Here is a 20,429-nt window from a genome sequence, read left to right on the forward strand (position 1 = left end):
GCGGAACACGGCCGTCTCTCGGAGTTGTTCACTGTACTGAAAGCGACTCAGCAGGTCGCGGATGTGGTCTTGCATAGTTGTCAATTTTGGGTGAAAATTGACAACCTATATCAGGATAAGACAACATCGTCTCACTTAGGAGCGTTTAAAGATACACCAGAAGATGGCCTGATAGGGGGTTGTTACCAACTGTGCATTAATAGTATGTCGTATATGGTAGAGCAAGGACAGAAGAATAAAACGCCCCGAGGGGCATTTTACGCTTAGCTTCTTGAAAAGAGGCAAACTATACGCTTAATGCCTTATCATTAAGTCAATTATAAATCCTAATAGAATGGCCGAGATTGTGAAACTGATCATACCCAATAGGTAGGCCGAGAAGGCTTTTGCATAATTGAAAACTCGATCTCTTCCGAAAAAATCACCGATTGCCCAAGAACAATAGCCAACACCGATCACCCCACCTATAGCCATTAGTTTTGCTCCTGTCAAACCTTGAAGTAAAGCAAACAAGGAATAGATCAACATACTAATTCCCATCACAAAGCAAAGAAGGATCAGTAGTTCAAATAAGTTGTAAGAGCGTTTTCTAAAAAATAATGTTAACCAAAGGGCAATGAATATCCCCATCATAATATTTGCATACCCATAATGAGATTGTATCCATTTGAAAATTTTAACCGGTGTCGCCAACTCACCTCCTTCAAAATTTATGTACTGATCGTCAATGTGAAAAAAGTTGATAGAAAGCGAGTAGATCAAAGAAGTGATGATAACGAAAATAACGGGTTTGACCAGTCGGCTTCTGTTCTCAGAAAGGTAGTTTCTTACGTTTTGTCCCGGATTAAGTACAAGCTCTTTAACGGTAAACAAAATACCCCGTTCAACATGCAGAATGTGTTCAATTTCGTGGAGAATGTAATGCCCGTCAATTCGCTTGAGACTTGCCGGTTGCCCACATTCTGGACAAAATCTTGAGTTTATTTCGGTGTTACAGTTATTACAGTTCATTCTGAATGTACAGGGGCTCGTCTTCCAATCGTTCAGTTATCCGTAGTAATCAGTACGCTGAGTCTACCGTTTAGTGCAATCGTTAGTGCGTTTTTGTGGTAGTCAACCGGCTTGCCAGATCACTTGAGGAGTAGGTACTTGCTGATAAAAGTAAGGAAATGCGGGTACTCAATCAATCCTCGGGAGAACAAGTCGGCTAACTTTGACCAAGCAGCTTGGGGTTTAGAAAGCCGTAAGGCACCGTCTGCTTCATTCACTTTACCATTAACTTCTCCAACCAAGCAGATTAAATGCCTCACTAAGGAGCTTTTTGTGAGACGATATAAATCACAGGCTACTAAAGCCAGTTAGCATATCGGCTCGCTGTTTTCGCTGACGACCCACTAAAGCTTAAAAGCTGCTCTTTTCCCCGTAAGGTTGGCTGGTTTAGCCTCACAATGATTTATTATCCACATCCTGGCCCGCTTCCAGTCAGGAGCGGACAGACCTGTACGTTTTCGGACAATTAAACTACTGTCATACAGCGTAAATTATTGACAGTAAGACAATTACACTTGTGGCATCTAATTTGTTTAGCAAATAATAAGAAAATACAAGTGACACTCAAACCACTATGAGCAGAACGTATTTAGGCGAATTTGAAGAACTCGTCCTGTTGACCGTAGCCATCCTGAATGGTGTAGCCTATGGACTCAATATCGCCGAAGAACTCAAGCAACGAACCGATCGCTCCATTAACCTCAGCGGGGTGCATGTAGCCCTCTACCGGCTGGAAGAAAAAGGCTTCGTCAAATCGGAGCTGGGGGGGGCGACGGCCGCTCGCGGAGGACGCCGTAAGCGGCTTTTCTCAATTACGGCTTATGGTAAACGCACCCTGGACGAGCTGCGGCAGGTCCGCAATGGCTTGTGGGAAGCTATACCTAACCTGTCCTTCTCCTAGATATGGCCCAACCTCCCCATAACCCATTACCGCCCGCCTGGGCGGATCGGCTGCTCCGATTGATCTGTCCCGCCGAGCTACAGGAAGAACTACTCGGCGACTTGCATGAGCAGTTTAAAGAGCATGTGGCCCAGCTGGGTGAATCGACGGCTCAACGACGCTACATCTGGGAAGTCATTCGCTTCTGCCGACCCTATTTCATTAGCCGTCAACTGCAACTGGCCGATTTAAACCCGTATTCATCCTTGTTTTTTCTCCGTCCGAGTATGCTCAGCAGTTACCTCAAAATCGCCTGGCGAAATCTGTGGAAACACAAATTGTTTTCCTTCATTAACGTATTCGGACTGGCGTCAGGACTAACCGTTTGCCTATTAGCGATGGCCAGCATCAAAGGAGCCTTTGACCTTGACAGCTTCCACGCCCATGCCGACCGAACCTATCGGATTCTGACCGATGTCGTCCGTTTAAACAACGACGTATCGCCGTTTGCTACCTCACCGATGCCCCTGGCAGCCGCCCTGAAAAAACAGTATGACTTTGTGGACCAAGTTACCCGGGTTGTGCCTACCCGTAACGAGTTTTTGGGCAACCACAAACGGCTCACCATGAAAGCGTACGCGGTGGATACGGCGTTCTTCCAAATCTTCAATTACCCGCTGGCTAAAGGCCTGCCCCCTACCCAACCCAACACGGTCGTGCTGACACCCCAAACGGCCGGAAAGTTTTTCGGTTCCGGCAATCCGATCGGCCAAACGCTATACAACCCCGGGTTGGGAACCTTTACCGTAACGGGCGTGCTGGCTAAACCACCCACCAAATCCCACCTGGTATTCGATATGCTGATGTCATGGCGCGTGTCTGACCAATCCCGGGCGGCCTATGCCGACTGGCAGCCGTATACGATTGGGTATACCTATGTTATGCTGAAGCCCGGCACACCCCTCCAATCGCTCGAAAAAGTGCTTCCGACGGTGCACAGCCGGGCGACACGTGATTTACAGTTTAAAGACATCAAAGGCTATAGCTTTCGTACCCAGCGGCTCGATCACCTCTCCCCCAGTCGCGAAGAGTTGAGCTTGGGGACCCACGAACCCAGCTTGGCGGGGCTATTGGTCGAGTTTGGCGTAGGCTTAGTGACCTTGTTGATGGCCGCCTTCAACTACATTAATCTGACGCTGGCCCGCTCGCTGAGCCGCGCCCGCGAAGTGGGTATTAGAAAAGTAGCGGGGGCATTGCGTTCGCAATTGATTGGGCAGTTTATGGCCGAATCGGTCGTGTTGTCGCTGCTGGCGCTGGGGCTGGCCTTTGGCCTACTTGAATTCATCAAACCGATGGCTTTCGTTCGGCAATGGCTCATAAGTGGCGTCCAATGGGACTGGACGATCTGGACTGCGTTTATCCTGTTTAGTATTCTGGCCGGGTTACTGGCGGGTATTGTTCCGGCTCGGATCCTATCGGGTTTTGAACCGGCGCGGGTGTTACGCAGTCAGACCGGATTACGGACCATTCGCGGCATTTCGCTCCGTAAATCGCTGATTGTGCTTCAGTTTACGATCTCGCTGATCGCTATGATCGGCCTACTGACGATGGTACGTCAGATGAACTATATGGCCACGGGCGATTACGGCTTCCGACGGGATCGTATTCTCATCCTGCCTCTCAGCGATGTTCCTGTTGAGCGATTGATGAATGAACTGGACCGGGTGGCGGGCGTTGAGCGGGTCGGCGCCACGTCCGAACTTCTGGGTTCGCACGGGGGAATGAGGCAATGGGTAAAACGCAGGCGGGCGAGCCAGGATTCGTCGGTGGCCTTTATCTCATCGGTTAACCACCAGTTCGTATCTACCCTGAATCTGACGCTGCTGGCGGGTCAGAACCTGCCCCAAGCCACAGCCGATACCTCGGGACGACTGGTGGTGATCAACGAAGAAGCCGTTAAAGCCTTGCGGTTGGGCAGCCCCCAGGAAGCCGTTGGCCAATCGGTATGGCTCAACGACACTACGGACGTATCCATTGCGGGGGTGGTAAAAGATTTCCACTTTACGTCGTTTTCCTTGGCGGTCGAGCCGTTGGTACTCCGAAGTATACCCAGCCAGTATCGCTACGTCAATATCGGGGTAGCCGCCGGGGCCGAAGCCGCCGTGCTAACCGATGTTCAACGCATCTGGAAGCAGCTTAGCCCCTACCAACCGTTTGAGGGCCAGTGGTACGAGGATTTTCTGCGGGAACGCCATTCGCACCATGAGGATACCAACTTCATGTGGCTGTTGATTGGGCTGGCATTTTCCATTGCCTGTTTAGGTCTGCTGGGCATGGTGACTTACAACACCCAAACCCGGGTCAAAGAAGTGGGCATCCGTAAAGTACTGGGTGCTGAGGTTGGTCAGCTTGTCTGGTTACTGTCTGGCGATTTTGTGCGGCTGTTGCTCATCGCCGGTGTCATGGCGTTGCCGCTGGGTTATCTGGCGGGCTACGCCTTTCTGGTGCATTTTGCGTATCGCGTCAGTATCGGTGTTGAAACGCTCGGCCTTTGTCTGGTTGTCCTGCTGGTACTGGGCAGCCTGACGATTGGCCTGCGGACCTACCGGGCTGCGCTGATGAATCCCACCGATAGTTTACGTTCGGAATAAAGTCTTGCTCCCAATACGTACATCGGAGGGCATTAAAATGGGTTGGTCATTCGAGCAAGGCATGTCCCCAAGCGGCAATACATAACGGCAAAACCACCTCTTGTCGCTCTTGGCCAAAGCTCAAATTGGTAACCAATCGGCTATACCAATGAGAAGGATAAGAGATTGTCGACCAATAAAGGCCTACTGGCAGGCCCAATAACCTGTATGACAACGACTCCAGCGATGCTTCAACTTTCGATAACCACTTTTTCACACGTTCACTCATAGCCCTATGCACTCGACTACGTTCTTTCTCCGATGTTGGCTCATTACCACCGTTGCTGTTTTGCTACTCCTCTATGACCCATTGCTCACAAAAGCCCAACCCAATGTCCATGACGCGCCGATGCTTTCGGATTCAGCCAAAGGCTATTGGCGGCTCCATACCGACTATGACAGCCGCCTGACCCGGGTCAGCTTTTATTCCCTTCAAGACCAACTGCTCTATCAGGAAACAATCAAAGATCGCTATGTGAAGCTGACCAAACGAACGATGGCCGAGTTTGACGATTTACTGGCCAGGCTAGTGGAGGGCCATTTAGTGACTGACCGGATTAAATCGTACGATCTACCACCTATTGGTCAAGAGGCACCCAGCCCACCGTTTTCCCTACCCGCATCCAAGGAGCAACTGGCTGAGTCATCGCAAGCCGGTTCTGATCAACTGGCGGTAGAGTTGATCCAGATTGAGGACAAAAAGGTAAGACTATGGTACAAGAACCTGGCTCAGCAGCCGCTCCTGATTCGCATTCAGGATGAGGTTTCACAAAATATGTACCGAGCTACCCACACCGCCGAAACCAACAGCAAGGTGTTCAATTTGAGCGGGCTTCCTGCTGGTCATTATCGGTTTAAAATCGACTGCGGGCAAACGATTGTTCAGTATAGTCTGGTCATTGCGGGGGATGAGGGCCGGATCAAACTAAACCGGCTGGCCACCCCCTCTGATCGCTCAAACCACTAAAATGCGAACTACTTATAAAACCAGTTGGTCAGTATGGTTAGGGGTAGTTGACAGGCCCTTTAAACGAACATAGTCAGGAAGTCAGTGGTTCGTGATGATTGCGGAGAATTCTCCTGGTTAGGCTGCCCACTTTTGTTTTACTTGTGGCACAGCTGCGCGCTTATTGTGGCCAGTCAGTTCATTTCATGGTCGAAGCTATGGTATTCAATGTATTGTTAGTTCTCGACCAGCCAGTTAAGAAGCAGTCGAAGAAAATGAGCGTTTTTGTGAGAATTGATAAAAAACGATAGCCACCCTCCTTATTTAACAAGTTTCACTAGTATAGAGTAGCAGCCTTTTACTTCTTAACTCAACCGGCTAACTATACAATAATGACCCATCCGTTCGCAAAGTCAACGCTCTTTCCTGTCTTTTTCCTTTTGCTCGCCTTATGGAGCTGTACCAAAGAAGAGCCTAAAGCTACTTCGGCTCAGGCGCAGGCTTATATCGATGAACTAATTAGCCTGATGAGTAAGTATTCAACCAATCGAAACAAGATTGATTGGCAAGTCTTTGCCGGTAAAGTCAATGCAAAAGCTCAGGGCGCTCAGACCATTGCCGATACATATTCCGCAATTACATTAGCCTTAACGCTTTTAGAAGATAATCACAGCTCTTACACGGCTGCTACAGGCGGAACAGTCTTGTATGGATCAAGAACACTCAACTGCACTGATTTTGCCCTTGTGGCTGTTCCCCCTACCCCCCGCATCGGCTATATCAAAGTAGGCCCTACAGGAGGCATTGATGGGAATGGAGTTAAGTACGGGCTGTGGGGCATCGAGTATGCCCAAGCGCTTCAGGAAGCCATCAAAGCAGCCGATAGTGATCAATTGGTGGGATGGATTGTTGATTTACGCGGGAACCGAGGGGGAGAACTCTATGGCATGTTGGCGGGCATCGGTCCTATTCTGGGAGAGGGGATAAGTGGCTACTTCAAGTATCCCGATGACACGTACGGTTCCTGGGGCTATCAGGATGGCACCAGCTTTCTTGATAAGAACGTGATGGTCCGCTTACCAACGCCTTACCAGCTGAAAAAGTCGAATCCTAAAGTGGCGGTGTTGACTAATCCTGAGACCGCTAGTGCAGGGGAAGGCATTGCGATTGCCTTTAAGGGACGAGCCAACACCCAGAGCTTTGGCTTGCCCACCTGTGGTGTTTCGTCGGCCAATGCTCCTATTCCACTAAGTGATGGGGCACGGCTTACCTTAACCATTGGTGTGATGGCTGATCGTACAAAAACGGTGTATGGTCATTCGGTAGAAGCTGGCGAATTATTATCGGGTGTAGCAGCAATCGAAGCAGCCATTCGCTGGCTCAATCAGTAAGCAATTAACCGTTTGGGTATTTTGCAGCCGCGCGGCGGACCGTAGCCATATCATATATACAGCAGAATTAGTATAATTTGTTTATCTGCTCAGTTTACGCGTTCTACTTCTAAATCATAATCAACCTTGAAATCGCTTCGTTTACTCTTAGCATTACCTGTTCTTACTTCTAGCTTGTTCCTTGCCGCGTGTAAGAAAGAAGAAACCCAACCGCAAACTGCCTTGCCTGCCAATGGCTTGCTTGTCAATGGCAACATCGATCAAAGTGCACAAGGATGGTTTTTTGGCACTGATTCAACAAAGCCTACTAATCCAAACGGATATACGTCAGGAGCGTCAACAGAAGCCTATTCATCTCCTCAGTACTCGCTAAAAATTAGCTGTAGTCAGGTAAAGGATACCGCAACTTTTTGCTTCTACGGCCAGCAATTCATTCCGTTTAAGACGATTCCTATTGGGGCTAAATTAACGCTGACCGCTAAGATCAAAACAGCATTAGTGGGCCCAGGGGTATCGCTTGCTATCCGAGGTGATAAAGGCAATACGAGTGCTGTCGTTTTTGTCAGTTCTCAAGACAAAACGTCCATTACCGGAACAAGAGATTTTACCGAATACTCTGTAACTCTAGATTCTTTCCCTGGTGGAATAGATAACTTGTTAGTCTACTTGGTTTATCTACCAAAAACAACAGGATCTGTTTATTTCGATGATTTATCATTGATGGTTAACTAGAGTTCGTTTCTGTAAAGAATCGAGGAGTGTCGTACTTGTGCCTCGTACTTCTTTATAAATTTAATCCATCAACATATTCGTATGCTACGGATAGTTGTTGACAATTATTAAAAGAGGTGGTCTAATTAAACGCCCATTTTTTGAGATAGTTACAGTAAGTGTTATAGCAAAGACAATCCAAATCGGATAAAGTCTCAAAATGTCGTCTCACTAATCAAACCCAAAATCTCACGCTTTAGCTGAGTTTGCGAGACGATTTGTCGCTCTGTACTATTCAAATTATTTATAAAGAGTTATTACCTAAACTATGCGTATTGAGTACTCAATTTTTGGCAATTGGGCGCAAGCCGGAAATTTACCCTCTTTGTTTGGTTATGCCTATCGTTCGACAGGGAACAGCACAATGTAGTGTTGCTTAATTTAGTAGATTTTTTGGCTGGGCTCGATATATCGTCTAACTATTTTGGTGTGGACTTCGCGGTGAATAACTTTGATTGATAAGTTGCCTTATGCCATGAATGCACCTCCTACTAACCATGTTGAACTCTTTCGCTATTTGCGCAGTGTTGTTGATACGACTGAGCAATCTCGTGATCCTTACCCTAAATTCGTTCTGGTAGAAGCATACTGGCACTTAGGCCGCATCATTGTAGAGACCGAGCAAGCGGGTACCGAACGGGCTGATTATGGCATTCACTTGATTGAGTTACTTTCTCAACGACTGACGGAATCTTTTGGAAAGGGATACAGTCTACCTAATATGTGGCGCTTTAAGCAATTCTATCTAGCTTACCCAATTCTCTCCAATAAAGGGAGAGAATTACCAGACCTCCGACAACATTTGCGAACGGAGTTGGTCTGGTCGCACTATCGCCTGCTTATGCAAATTAAGAATTTACAGGAACGAGCCTTTTATATGCAGCAAGCTGCCGATGAACGGTGGACAGTCAAGTTGTTACAAAAGCTGGTTCGGTCTCGTTATTATTACCAGGCTGCCCTTGGCCAGGATCAACTTTTGGCTAATACCAAGAAAGTTGTCACGGTTACGACCCTATCCCACCGCCTTACCAACACACAACCCCAGAGTCTACGTACTCAAGTAGCGAATTTAAAGAAAACCTTGCTGGAGCGCTATGTAGGTTACGCTTTTGTTGCGCAACGGCAGTTTATTAGTAGTGATGGACAAGACAAATGGATTGATCTCGTATTTTTCCATCTGCTCCTCCAGCGATTTGTACTCGTTCAATTTGCTGAACACAACCCCGCCAATAGCGCCAGTTTTACTCAACTCGTAGATGCTTATTTTTCTAAGCAACCGCCAACAATCGGTAAACCACCCGTTGGATTATTGGTCAACAATGAGGGAACTGTTCGATTAACTACCGTCAGTTTTGAATCAGGCTTACCAGCCGATGAATCTGCGCTATTGCCATTAACAGCTGCTCCTTAGACACCAAACGCTTTGGCCGTATAGCCACCGATATTCTGAATCTTGTTGTCAGAACGCATTAGCTGAATTTCGTATAATCGTTTGGTGATCTCGGCGGAACTCATTTTGTCCAGTATTGCCTGGGCCTGCTCCTTACGCAAACGAAACTCATTGACCAGTCTACCAAACAGCGTTGTATCTTCGTCTTTGTAATCGATTATGATCTGCTGAGGGCCAGCCTGAATGGCGAAATGAAGCTCTGATACCCGACGTCCCTGCTTAACTGTGGTGTAGGTTACTCTCAGGTCCGTTTTTTCGTTGATCTCTTTTTGAGCGACGCTCAGTATACGTCGCTCGAAGTCGGCCCAGTTCCTGTACTGCTCGACCCCGGTCTTTTCATCGTAGAGGTACAGGCGACGTTTCAATTCGACTACCTCGATGGTTAGCTGGCCCAGATTTTTGTACTGGGCTAACATCTCATATACCCGCTTGGCATACTTACTGTCCAAGCTAAGAGCCATGTGAAGCTGAAACGCCGTAAAGTTTTGTTTAAGATCGAAGAAGAAAGGGCGAATCTTGGGATCAAGGCCAATTTCAATTACACCCTGCCCAGCAATGTATTCAGCTGACGAAATCATCGATACCTGCAACAAATTCCCATTAGGCCGGTGAATCTGTAAGACTCGACCGATTAACTGCTCAGTAGCTCGTTTAAAATCCTCATAGGAGTTTCGAGTAGCCGTTTTTTCCATAAGCTCCCGTACAGAAACGTAATAGATAGTATCGGCCGTATCATCCTTACGGAGCTGTGACATCATCATATAGATAATGTTTTTCTCTAGCGCATTCATCTCATAACGGGCGCTGGTGATTGCATTATCCTGTACGATCAGTTTGTTATCCAGATCCATATTTCTGCTACTCTATTGATTAGAATCGCAAGTTATCAACAATTACGACAAAGAAAAGCGACGGTCGTAGTTCTTTGTCGTAGTTCACGAGGATTTTGTCGTAGTTCCACGAGGATTTTGTCGTAGTTCACGAGGATTTTGTCGTAGTTCCACGAGGATTTTGTCGTAGTTCACGAGGATTTTGTCGTAGTTGGATGAGATAACTAATTGAATACCAATTAGTTACGCATTTTCATAAATATTAAATATACTAAAAAATCTCAAAATTTGTGATAGGGTAAAGAAAGTTTTTAAAAAAAATGTGGATAAAAATAGTCTTAAAGTTTACAGATTATGTAGAGTAATCAAAAAAAAAGCAAAAAGCAAAAAAGAAAATAGGTTAAATAAGGCAGGCGCGGCCGATTTTCACGAGGATTTTGTCGTAGTTCACGAGGATTTTGTCGTAGTTCGCATAGCTTTTACATGATTGCATGTTAAATCAGAGACACTCGTTAGTCAGTTTTGAGTAGAGGAAGTTGATATAACCTTGACAGTTCCTCTCGCTGTCGGGTACCCTTTATGATTATTACACGGGTATCGTAGATACGATAATGATAACCAAGCCTACTTGTATATATATTCCTGGGAATATGTAGTTTACAAAAGAAAATTTCTGATAGGATAACTACCGAAACGTACTATAGATAAAACCTCGCGTTTAATAAATTTTCAAATCAATAATTACGATTTGTATACTCACTTGAGTGCATTGATAGACAAAAGAAATACTGTTTGTAAGCTCAATAATCAAATGGATTAAGCATTGGGCTACACACCATTTATTATGGCTGACGAGGATTTTGTCGTAGTTCGAATCCATGCACCTTTCAAATGCCATATAGTAATATAACTTATCGTAAAGACTTATTTATCAGTATTATAAATTCTCATCGGCAGCCTAGACAACACTTTATATTAAAGCGTGGTGTATTCACATACACGCATCTCGAACTAAGCAAACAAAACTTACACAGTCTGAAATCTATTAGAACATATTACAGGCTCCCCTATTACGACAAAATCCTCGTTATTTTCATTTAAATAAACTTTTTTAATGATTTTCGTAGACAAAATAAGCTATGGAACTACGACAAAATCCTCGTCAATTATTCCTAGCAAATACAACTCTTATTCTTATTTATCGTACCGTATAGTACCGTTACTGTTAGTATCATTGAATCAACTCAAGTAACCTAGTTTTCCGCAGTCTTGATACTATATATCCTAGAACCAATTTTGAAGAACTTTTCAAGTATAAATGCTACACACATCGCTCACCTACTTATCAGTAGTTGTCAAATCGACGAGTGCCAGCCAACCTCTCATTTAATCAATTGCGAGTAGTCTATATCTTCTACATCGGGTTCTATTTTTGACTACATCCTATAGTATAAGCTTACTAATAGACTTCTGCTTGGTACTGTATCGACAGCGTTCTTTGGAAACTATCTATCTCTTCTCGAGTAAGCAACATTTAAAATGGTCCCGAACCATTCTTCTGTTTACCCTTTTCAGTTTGGTACAAACCAATTTACAACCCATTCCTAGACCCATCTTGGACTCATTAAGGGAGGTATTAGGCAATGCGCTCAACTTGGTATAGAAACAATTGAGGTCTGCGAACAGAAGCTTAACAAGAGCCAGCTCCCTGATCAAACGACGCAATAACCGACGCAAGGTTACTGATCAGTGCGGTACAACCACTAGTTCGAACCTTCGGGGCAAGTTGGATACAACCCGAGTCAACAGGTATTGACGCGTTAAGCACTTACAGAAAAAATTAGACAACTAGCTCCCTTTACCCAAAGTCACCCGTTCGTGATTAATAGAAGTTAGCGTTGATCTCCTGACAAAACAAACTATTCAGAAGTTGAAGAGACTAGCTCCTTTGGTAACCGACCACAGCGTTCGTCTTCCTCTAAAACTTCTGAACGCCACCCTGATGAAGATCGAAACTACAATATGAACCATGAATCAGGCGCTTGATATTATTAATACCGTTGGTCATGAGAGCGTTGGCCTTTGCGTTGACCTATGGCATATTTGAGATAACGCCAATTGGACGAGGCTATTTGTGGAGCATCAGATCGTATTTTTTACTACACGTCAGCAACTGGCGAACCCCCCGATCCACAGGCGATCGTCTGATTCCTAGCGATGATATTCCTCCATTCTCAAGTAGGCATCAAGAACAAACACATGGAACCAAGTCCACAACGTCAATAACCAGTAAACATTGCTTCTAATAAGCATCGTCATGTCGGCGTCTTACATAATGAGTTACCTCAATAGCCTGCTATTCATCAGCAACAAATATCGATACAGATACATCAATCTACAGAGTTGGTGGAACAACTAACTAGTGGTTTTTGGTTGATAGATCTTAAAGGATACATACTAGACTAACGAAATAGTAGGTTACTCGACAAACAAATGCATTCCCTAATAATTTGTACTTCAAAGCAAGCTAGCTCATGCCATGTTAAGATCTAGTGCAAGTCTCTGACTATTGCGAATTCCAGCATAATACAATGCTCACCACCTAAACAATAGCGGTCTGTTTACTGATGAATAGTAAAACGCTCAATATGCAAAATAAACGAACGATGAATCGATATCTGCTATTACTCGTAGCAATAAGCTCGCTGACAGCTTGCGGACAGGATGCAGCCGATAACAAAACCGCGCCAACCGGCGGTTCGTCTGCCTCAGTCGAGACAAAGGCACCGAATTCAGATTACAAGCCGGCATTTGCAGGCCAAACCCGAGTTGCCAGCGTTAAAACGTCTACTCCCTACGAATACAAAGTACTAACCGAAGCGCTTCAAAGTCCGTGGGGTATCACCGGTTTGCCAGATGGTAGGCTGCTTGTTACAGAGCGGGAAGGAACAATGCGACTGGTGACGGCAGCCGGTCAGGTCAGTGCTCCGATAACGGGCTTACCATCGGTAAATTCATCTGGCCAGGGCGGATTACTGGGTGTTCGGGTCGATCCCGATTTCTCGACCAATCGAATGGTCTACTGGGTGTTCTCCGAACCTCGCTCAGATGGTAACCTGACGGCTGTAGCTAAAGGTAAACTATCTGCCGACGAAAAGAAGATCGAGAACGCAACGGTTATCTACCGTGCTACACCTGCTTACAAAGGCACGCTACATTATGGTGGACGGATTCTAATTGCTCCGGATGGAAATCTGATCATCAGTACCGGTGAACGTTCTGACTTAGTCACCCGTCCGCAAGCGCAGTCGCTTAACTCGGGACTCGGGAAAGTTATTCGCATTACAAAAGACGGTCAGCCTGCCTCTGGCAATCCCTTTTCCAGTCAGGCAAATGAGCGCCCGGAATTATACTCTTATGGCCACCGCAACGTACAGGGACTGGCTCTCAACGCAGCAACGGGAGACCTGTGGGAAGGAGAATTTGGCCCACGGGGTGGCGATGAAATCAACCGGATTCAGCCAGGTAAAAACTATGGCTGGCCAACGATCACCTACGGTATCGAATACAGTGGCGAAAAGGTTGGTGAGGGTATTCAACAAAAAGAAGGGCTAGAGCAACCCGTATATTACTGGGACCCGGTGGTGTCGCCTAGCGGTATGACTTTCTACAACAGCGATGCTATACCCGAATGGAAAAATAACCTGTTTGTTGGCGCATTGAGTGGTATGCACATCGTTCGATTGGTTATCGATAATAATAAGGTTGTGGGCGAAGAACGACTATTGGCCGATCAGCAACAACGTTTTCGGGACGTAATGCAAGGAAGCGACGGTGCCTTATACGCAATTACAGATCAGGGACGGCTTTACCGCGTGTCTAAAAAGTAATTACAGCTAAGGGGGCACTCCAGCCATCGGGTTACTCCTATATGGCTGGAGTAACGTTCGTACTCACTCGTTACTACGTATAAAAGGTTAAGTCATGTTAATCATTATAACTGTACATCAGTCTTATGACTTCTGTGCAACGGTAGTATGATCGCTAAAAACCATATACTTCTAGTTATAAATAAAGGTCTAATTTTAGATCTATTTTTAGATTGTAAAATAAACCCAATAAGCGATTTAAAATTTTATATAAAATAAAGTGATATTAGACCGTCTATCAGGTTTATATAGATCAGAATATTTTCTCATGACTGACAAGAAAAGTGAATACTACCCTGCAACAAAGAGATCGAGGAAGTTTTCAGCGGTCGCTTATGTAGCAGGGTTGAATAGTTTTACTAATTTCTCTAATCCTTCAGGTGAGTGCATCCAGTCAGTATTGTCTAAAGTTTCTCTGCCTACATCAGCAAATCGGTTAAATAGTCTTTTTTCGTAATGAGCAATGGCCGATTGTGTATCCGCGAACTGATCGCTGGTTAAGCATTCACTCAACTCTAAAGCGTCCAACATAGCCATATTAACGCCCTCTCCCGCGTAGGGTGGCATGAGGTGTGCCGCATCGCCAAATAACGTTAAGTTAGACTGTGCTTCCCAGGATTGGTCCAGTGGCATGCAGTATTGCGGGCGCACTATGAGTGGTAAACTAGCTCCTTCAAACAATTCAACCCAGATTGTGTCCCAGCCTTCATAAGCGCCCTTAAACCAGGCCAGTACTTGTTGACGATCTTTAAAATCAACATCGCCTTCTTTTGCCCAGTTAGCCGATGCTTTCCAACCGGCATAAAAGTCTAAACTCCCGTCGCCTTTAGCACTGATGGTTATTGTTTTCGAATCGCCGAGGGCCATGATCTTTCCCCCTTTCAACAAGGCGTGAATCCGGGGCGTATTCGTTGCGGAATCATACACATTGCCTTCAACAATAGTAACTCCCGAGTAAAACGGCTTGATGGGTGTGACAAAAGGCCTAATTTTAGAATTGGCCCCATCAGCCCCAATAACAATGTCGGCGGTAGCCGTAGTCCCGTTTTGAAACATTAGTTTCCAGCGCTTACCCACTGATTCAAGCGAGGTAATGTGACTATCCCAGACAAGTGTGTCGGGTTGTAGCGAATCCAGTAAAAGAGTTCTTAGGGCACCCCGGTCAATTTCAGGTCTATGGTGTTCGTCTCCGAAGTGTGTAGTTTCACTTTTTGTATGTTCGTCATCCAGAATTTCTGCTTGCTTATTAACGACTCGCACTTTTTCGGCACCAGGCCGGTAACTTGCTTTGAAGGCATCCAGTAAGCCTGCTTTGTCTAAAGCGGCTAACCCCGATTCGGTATGCAAGTCTAAGGTACCTCCTTGAATTCGTTTTGTTCGATCGCTGTCCCGTTCATATACGGTTACGGCGACGCCTTTCTTTTGTAAAAGTGTGGCCAGGGTTAAACCACCTGGACCACCACCTATGATCGCTATTTGTTTGTCTTTTACCAGCATGTCTATTTACGTCAAAGAGCAGTGCCCATATTCTGCTACAAAGTTGAAGTTACCTTTAGGTATAAAATAGCCCTATTTGCTCTTATACTAGTCGCAAATGAAAATCTCTCTTACGGATAGCAACGGTTCAGGAATCCTTCGGGCTTTTGCGCAGGCGATTGGGGCCACCATTAGTGGTCGTTTTGTTTATATCCCCGAAAGTAAAGGCGGAGGCTACCTGACCGGCTTCACCTGGGGGCATGATCTGCGGATGATGGTGCGTCATTACTACCTCAAAGAAGACGTACTTATCGAGCGCACGAATGAGCTGGTAGACGGTCAGGACGACGTTATTTTTTTGCTGAGCGGTGTTTATTCGTCCCCGCAAACCCAAACAGACTTAGCGCCCGAACGGGCTTATGTATTTATTTGTGTACAGGCCTTGTCGGCGCTTATGGAAATGCCTGCACACACGCTCTTCGGTAGTGTGACCATCGCCGTTTCCCGACAATACCTACGCCACCTATTTGGAGAAATCGACCATCCCATAGTGGCCAATCTGCTAAGAGCCAAAAACAATTTTGCGGTTGAAATTGACAGCTCACCCGAACTGGTCAAAACGGCTAGCGACATGTTGCATCAATCCATTCCCGAACGGTTGGAAAGCCGCTATTATAAGCTTAAATGTGAAGAAATGCTGTGCTACGTGTTTGCCTTGCTGATGCAACGAGAAGCCAAAGCGATGACTAAGCTGCACATCAGCGACTTTAGATCCATATACGCCATCAAGGAGCACTTACGACTACATTTGGGCGAAGCGCCAGCTATCGCTTCGTTAGCCCGCGAAGCGCACATGAGCCAACCAAAGCTTCGGAAGCTTTTCAAACAAACGTTTGGGAAAGGAATCTTCGAGTATTATCAGTCCATGCGTATGCAGGAAGCTGCCCGGTTACTCAAAGAAAAAAGGTTGACGGTTTCGGAAGTAGGCTACCAGTTGGGCTTTACAAATTTGAGCCACTTTTCCCGGGTGTTTGAAGAGCACATGGGTAGTACACCCAAGAAATTTTCAGCGCTGCCTATTGGTTCGTAAAAAAGAATTGGATTTACGGTACGCCAGAATTACGGCTCCAATAGCTGCGCACAATTCAGAAGAGTATTGGGAACAGAGCTCATAATGTCAAGCCTGACTCATGATCGTCAAGACGCAATCGACTTGTTCTGCTGATAAGCCTGGAAGGTAAGCATAAACCAGATATACGGTACGCGAAAATCAAGTACCCATAAGGCACCAAACAATAACGCGGTGAATAGACTGACAAGCCCTATCTGTCTACCCTGCTTCCTGAATTAGGTATAACTTATAAACTTGTTGACGCAGACGTTCGCCAATGAACACGACCGCTACGCACAGAAACGATCAAATTGCGTATAGCTGCTTATACTACAGGTAAGTCAGTACGGGGTAACCTTATTTGTGCTGATGTTTTGGCCACTGGAATCGGGTCAACAGGTTCAGTTAATCTTGCTGTTTACCGCTTGGCTTTGGGTTATTGAAAGGAAAATTCAGACCTACTCCCCTACCCTATTGATAACTTATAAGGGCCTTTGTTGCCTCAACAAATGAATTACGCGCGACGCAGAATGCGACTATTTCTCTTCAATTGTACCTAGCAGGTAAAGTATAGTTAATGGTCTGTAAGTGGTTATTGGCGATAAAGGCGTAAGCGTTTTTAGCTAAAAAAACCTGCTTGACGAATTATTTTGGTTCAACAAGCAGGTTTGATGATCCGCACAAAACTGTCCAAAATTGAACCCTTGAAGGGAAAAGGCAAGACTGCTTACATGGAATATTTCTTTGCTTCGCGCTGCATCTTTTCTTCAATGGCTTCCAGAATCCAATCATGGGTGGAGATACCAAGTTTGGGGCTTGCCAGTTTGCGTGGACGCTTCTCACGAAAGCTGGTGATTCTGTTTAATACACCCGCTGTCAGGCGTAAATTAAAGAATTTTACGGTATTGTCGCCCTCGGTTGCCTTTTCAGTTTCCTTACTTTTGGGCTCTTTCTCCGCTTTTTTGGTGGGTGAGCCACCCTTGTTGATAAAGGCGTCAATATCAGCCTCTGCCGGCTTTTTACGCACCGGTGGTAATGTGGTTGCCATGAAGAACGTGGTTAAATAGTGCGTTAATTTCTGCAACGGCTTTCAGATCAGGCTGCACCATTTCGAAAACGGCAAGCCCCACTCCTGCTGCATTACTAAAAGCTTTTCGGTTACTGATCGCGTACGGTACATACGTGATTTGCTCGTACGTTGCCAATGCCTGGGCGACTTCGCGGTTATCGGCACTCTTGATATCGGCACGGCTTAAGAACACGTACGGGATGATCGGCTCGGCGCGAATAGCCTGAACCTCGTCAATCACTTCAATGACCTTGTTTATTGTCCATAAATCGAAGCTACGGGGAGCAAACGGAATCATGGACACATCAGCGACCGATAAAGCCGCCCGCTGGCTGGTGGTGTCCCGGCCGCCCGTGTCGATCACGATGTGATCGTATTTGGGTTTCATTTGCTCGACTTGTTTACGCAGGTTTGCACCTGTCATGTTAACGAGCGTGTAGCCAGTGTTGCCAATGGTCTGCTCCCGCCATGCCGTAAAATCACTAGCCGTCTCCTGCTCATCGCCGTCGACTAGTAAAACGTCATGACCTTCCTTAGCTAGCCAGGCGGCAAAGTTGACCGCTAATGTGCTTTTGCCGACGCCACCCTTTATCGAGTTAAAAGAGATGACCATTTAGATCTAATTTTAGATTTTTATTTGATGGGGTAAATGTATAAAAATAGATTCAAAAACAGAGTGCATTCTACAAGTTTTATCGATTCGAAACAGGATGTTTATTTAGTATGTATTCTTACTTATGAATAGGATCTTGAACAAGATTGTTATCTAGTATGCTTTTAAAACCCTAAAATAGAATAAATAATGTATTATATTTAGTAGTAGATTAGATTAAAAAATAGATCTATTAACGGTACTAATTTTAAAAGAATAATATGTAGTTTAGCCTTTACAATTAGTAGCTTTCATGGATTCAAAAAAGTAAAATACCCCGTTTTTGCTCATCTTACACATGCAGAAAAACAGGTGTGGTTTAGGATTTAAAAATAGATCTGGATTATAAATCTATTTTTGATTGAGAATCCTACAAATAAAAGATCTAGTATTTTAGCCAAAGCTTTGAAAGTTAGACTTTTATGATGAAGTTATTACCAAATTCATTTTCCTAAATTACTAGTGTAGTTAGTTGTAGAAAAATATAGTTAATCGTTCAATCAATGACAAGAGTACTTTGTAAGGAGCATTGTATAACCTGTTACTAGTTTATAAAGAACTGCTATCCGCTTGGATCAACGTATTCGCTTTCAGTGACGTTGAGCTGACTTATCATATACTCAATTTATAGTTTACTGCACAGATGATCGCTAATTAACAGTAGTCTCTACTATGATCTCGGAAAACATTCTGCGTAGATGGGCATACACGTTGAAACATACATGGTTTTCGTTCCAGCTTTAGACAGGGGAGGAGTGTTACAATCAGCGCAGGATAGAAACAGCTATAATGATCGTATGTCTGTTCATACAGTCTTATCGATTTGAAAAGTAATTGGTAAGGTAATGCCAAGCTATGATGATTGGTTGAGACTATTAACACAGCCACAGTCTAGGTTCATCGTTGAGAAGCTAGCTTTACAAGTCATTCACTTGATCGGCTGACAGGCAGCTACTTTGTTGACTTACGTCTGGATTAGCAGGAAGGAATTGGATTGAGTCAATCCAGTAGTCTCGCTTAACGCATTCGAGGGCCAGGTCGTGATAACCAAGTACAACTGCGTTGATACTTAATAAAGGCGTTTTTTACATCTAGAAATAGTATAGAAGTAGATAAGCATATAGATCTAAATTTTTTATATAAATAGTTGAAAATAAGCATTTTTCATAAATATAAATTTCACGCTTGTTAATTCTGTCAATAGAGATATCGAGTAAAACGGGAGTATACCGTCTATGTACAGAAAACGTACTCAATTGTAAACGAACGGCTGACTTATTGGTAATTGATTTGACAGCAATAGGCTATATAGTCACTAGTTAGCTACAGGAGTGGCTATTTTAATTAGCTATACCACAATTGGCACAATTAATGTAACCTAAATCAAACGTTTTGCCAGTTGCATTCTACAGTCAATTAAAGTGTATAGTATGAAGTAAATTAAATACGTATTTAGGTATAATAAAATGCTCGTACGTTGGATACAATCGATTGATCAGGCTATTTTACTAATTAAAAATAATGGTGTTCCTGGGAGTTAATAGGTATACCGGTTGTGTGCTGACAGTAAATAATCAGTTTAAGGTACTGACTAAGATAGTTCGTGTAGTTTAACCAGGAATTGAAGCAGAAGCCAGTTGTTCTTCGGTGGATTTAAGCAGTGTGCCATGATTTTTGTGCCTGATGTGGTGAACATAGTTGACAAATGTTCATTGCACCGTAGCTGACTAATTCTATCCTGGAATACTATGAGCCAAAAGCTTTACTTACTTATATTTCTTGGACTATCTATACTTCGTTTTACAGTTCTGTCAGGTTATTGTACGATACGTGCGCTGACCTTATTGGAGACTATCAGTTGGCGCTACCTCTATACTAGTTTAGTGGACTGGCTAACACTTCAACGCCACACATGGCAATTTAGTAGCGAGGCCGTTGTAAAATGGCCAAAAAAACTCTATCAATTTGCTCAGTTAGTCTATTTCTACACCTTCCAGGAGAAGGTGTATGTACGGCTTATTGGTGTAAGCATTCGTGATGCTTATCGCAAAACGCGACAGTCTTGGCCTGAAAACCGTGCCTTTCTGCTCTATGGCCCAAATCACCGGGTGCGTTTTGTACCGGTATATCTTCGCCAAAAGGGGTCTCTCTAATCGACGACTTGCTGTCCTGAGAGACCTTACC

The 20,429-nt window shown here is 44.8% G+C and carries 15 protein-coding genes; 10 read left to right on the forward strand and 5 right to left on the reverse strand.

The features are described 5' to 3' along the window. Positions 1 to 267, forward strand: a 267-nt coding sequence (locus M0L20_RS29820; protein WP_248480977.1) for a hypothetical protein, incomplete at its 5' end; no start/stop codon positions are given. 27 nt (positions 268 to 294) lie between these two features. Here M0L20_RS29820 and M0L20_RS29825 read toward each other — a convergent pair. After that, positions 295 to 1,011 carry a DUF3667 domain-containing protein gene (locus tag M0L20_RS29825; RefSeq protein WP_248480979.1) on the reverse strand — a complete coding sequence of 239 codons (717 nt, stop codon included), beginning with the start codon at positions 1,009 to 1,011 and terminating at the stop codon, positions 295 to 297. Between the two features lie 613 nt (positions 1,012 to 1,624). Between M0L20_RS29825 and M0L20_RS29830 the strand changes: the two genes are divergently transcribed. From M0L20_RS29830 to M0L20_RS29855, 6 genes are all read left to right on the forward strand, one after another. Then, positions 1,625 to 1,951: a PadR family transcriptional regulator gene (locus tag M0L20_RS29830; protein WP_232563791.1), complete on the forward strand. Its 327-nt coding sequence runs from the start codon at positions 1,625 to 1,627 to the stop codon at positions 1,949 to 1,951. 2 nt (positions 1,952 to 1,953) lie between these two features. Beyond that, positions 1,954 to 4,581 (forward strand): ABC transporter permease, encoded by a 2,628-nt coding sequence (locus tag M0L20_RS29835; protein WP_232563792.1) that lies wholly within the window; start codon positions 1,954 to 1,956, stop codon positions 4,579 to 4,581. A gap of 328 nt (positions 4,582 to 4,909) precedes the next feature. Beyond that, the gene (locus tag M0L20_RS29840) at positions 4,910 to 5,587 is read left to right on the forward strand and encodes a hypothetical protein (protein ID WP_248480981.1); all 678 of its coding nucleotides are present in this window, start codon (positions 4,910 to 4,912) and stop codon (positions 5,585 to 5,587) included. 371 nt (positions 5,588 to 5,958) lie between these two features. Beyond that, entirely contained in the window at positions 5,959 to 6,957 is a 999-nt protein-coding gene (locus M0L20_RS29845; protein WP_248480983.1) for a S41 family peptidase, read from the forward strand. 126 nt (positions 6,958 to 7,083) lie between these two features. After that, positions 7,084 to 7,689: a hypothetical protein gene (locus M0L20_RS29850; protein WP_248480985.1), complete on the forward strand. Its 606-nt coding sequence runs from the start codon at positions 7,084 to 7,086 to the stop codon at positions 7,687 to 7,689. Positions 7,690 to 8,203: 514 nt separating this feature from the next. After that, positions 8,204 to 9,139: a PDDEXK nuclease domain-containing protein gene (locus M0L20_RS29855; RefSeq protein WP_248480987.1), complete on the forward strand. Its 936-nt coding sequence runs from the start codon at positions 8,204 to 8,206 to the stop codon at positions 9,137 to 9,139. Here M0L20_RS29855 and M0L20_RS29860 read toward each other — a convergent pair. Beyond that, positions 9,136 to 10,029 (reverse strand): replication initiation protein, encoded by an 894-nt coding sequence (locus tag M0L20_RS29860; RefSeq protein WP_232564018.1) that lies wholly within the window; start codon positions 10,027 to 10,029, stop codon positions 9,136 to 9,138. The genes M0L20_RS29855 and M0L20_RS29860 overlap by 4 nt on opposite strands. A 2,645-nt stretch (positions 10,030 to 12,674) precedes the next feature. On the opposite strand from M0L20_RS29860, the gene M0L20_RS29865 reads away from it, so the two are divergent. Beyond that, on the forward strand, positions 12,675 to 13,898 hold the full coding sequence (locus tag M0L20_RS29865) for a PQQ-dependent sugar dehydrogenase (RefSeq protein ID WP_248480989.1): 1,224 nt from the start codon (positions 12,675 to 12,677) through the stop codon (positions 13,896 to 13,898). Between the two features lie 372 nt (positions 13,899 to 14,270). Here the strand turns inward: M0L20_RS29865 and M0L20_RS29870 are convergent, their stop codons facing one another. Beyond that, positions 14,271 to 15,434 (reverse strand): FAD-dependent oxidoreductase, encoded by a 1,164-nt coding sequence (locus tag M0L20_RS29870; protein ID WP_248480991.1) that lies wholly within the window; start codon positions 15,432 to 15,434, stop codon positions 14,271 to 14,273. Positions 15,435 to 15,531: 97 nt separating this feature from the next. On the opposite strand from M0L20_RS29870, the gene M0L20_RS29875 reads away from it, so the two are divergent. Continuing rightward, positions 15,532 to 16,503: an AraC family transcriptional regulator gene (locus M0L20_RS29875; protein ID WP_248480993.1), complete on the forward strand. Its 972-nt coding sequence runs from the start codon at positions 15,532 to 15,534 to the stop codon at positions 16,501 to 16,503. Between the two features lie 748 nt (positions 16,504 to 17,251). Here M0L20_RS29875 and M0L20_RS29880 read toward each other — a convergent pair. Then, positions 17,252 to 17,572, reverse strand: coding sequence for a hypothetical protein (locus M0L20_RS29880; RefSeq protein ID WP_232564015.1), 321 nt, complete (start codon positions 17,570 to 17,572; stop codon positions 17,252 to 17,254). After that, entirely contained in the window at positions 17,544 to 18,206 is a 663-nt protein-coding gene (locus M0L20_RS29885) for an AAA family ATPase (protein WP_248480994.1), read from the reverse strand. Before M0L20_RS29885 ends, M0L20_RS29880 begins: the two co-directional genes overlap by 29 nt. A 1,787-nt stretch (positions 18,207 to 19,993) precedes the next feature. Between M0L20_RS29885 and M0L20_RS29890 the strand changes: the two genes are divergently transcribed. Next, on the forward strand, positions 19,994 to 20,398 hold the full coding sequence (locus tag M0L20_RS29890; RefSeq protein ID WP_248480996.1) for a hypothetical protein: 405 nt from the start codon (positions 19,994 to 19,996) through the stop codon (positions 20,396 to 20,398). Positions 20,399 to 20,429 lie beyond the last annotated feature (31 nt).

This window comes from Spirosoma liriopis (genome assembly GCF_023196085.1).
GTDB lineage: Bacteria > Bacteroidota > Bacteroidia > Cytophagales > Spirosomataceae > Spirosoma > Spirosoma oryzicola.

Excerpts from the sequence above, each read along its gene's own strand:
- M0L20_RS29825 (WP_248480979.1), bottom strand. The coding sequence starts at position 1,011 with ATGAACTGTAATAACTGTAACACCGAAATAAACTCAAGATTTTGTCCA.
- M0L20_RS29830 (WP_232563791.1), top strand. The coding sequence starts at position 1,625 with ATGAGCAGAACGTATTTAGGCGAATTTGAAGAACTCGTCCTGTTGACC.
- M0L20_RS29835 (WP_232563792.1), top strand. The coding sequence starts at position 1,954 with ATGGCCCAACCTCCCCATAACCCATTACCGCCCGCCTGGGCGGATCGG.
- M0L20_RS29845 (WP_248480983.1), top strand. The coding sequence starts at position 5,959 with ATGACCCATCCGTTCGCAAAGTCAACGCTCTTTCCTGTCTTTTTCCTT.
- M0L20_RS29855 (WP_248480987.1), top strand. The coding sequence starts at position 8,204 with ATGAATGCACCTCCTACTAACCATGTTGAACTCTTTCGCTATTTGCGC.
- M0L20_RS29860 (WP_232564018.1), bottom strand. The coding sequence starts at position 10,029 with ATGGATCTGGATAACAAACTGATCGTACAGGATAATGCAATCACCAGC.
- M0L20_RS29865 (WP_248480989.1), top strand. The coding sequence starts at position 12,675 with ATGAATCGATATCTGCTATTACTCGTAGCAATAAGCTCGCTGACAGCT.
- M0L20_RS29870 (WP_248480991.1), bottom strand. The coding sequence starts at position 15,434 with ATGCTGGTAAAAGACAAACAAATAGCGATCATAGGTGGTGGTCCAGGT.
- M0L20_RS29875 (WP_248480993.1), top strand. The coding sequence starts at position 15,532 with ATGAAAATCTCTCTTACGGATAGCAACGGTTCAGGAATCCTTCGGGCT.
- M0L20_RS29880 (WP_232564015.1), bottom strand. The coding sequence starts at position 17,572 with ATGGCAACCACATTACCACCGGTGCGTAAAAAGCCGGCAGAGGCTGAT.
- M0L20_RS29885 (WP_248480994.1), bottom strand. The coding sequence starts at position 18,206 with ATGGTCATCTCTTTTAACTCGATAAAGGGTGGCGTCGGCAAAAGCACA.
- M0L20_RS29890 (WP_248480996.1), top strand. The coding sequence starts at position 19,994 with ATGAGCCAAAAGCTTTACTTACTTATATTTCTTGGACTATCTATACTT.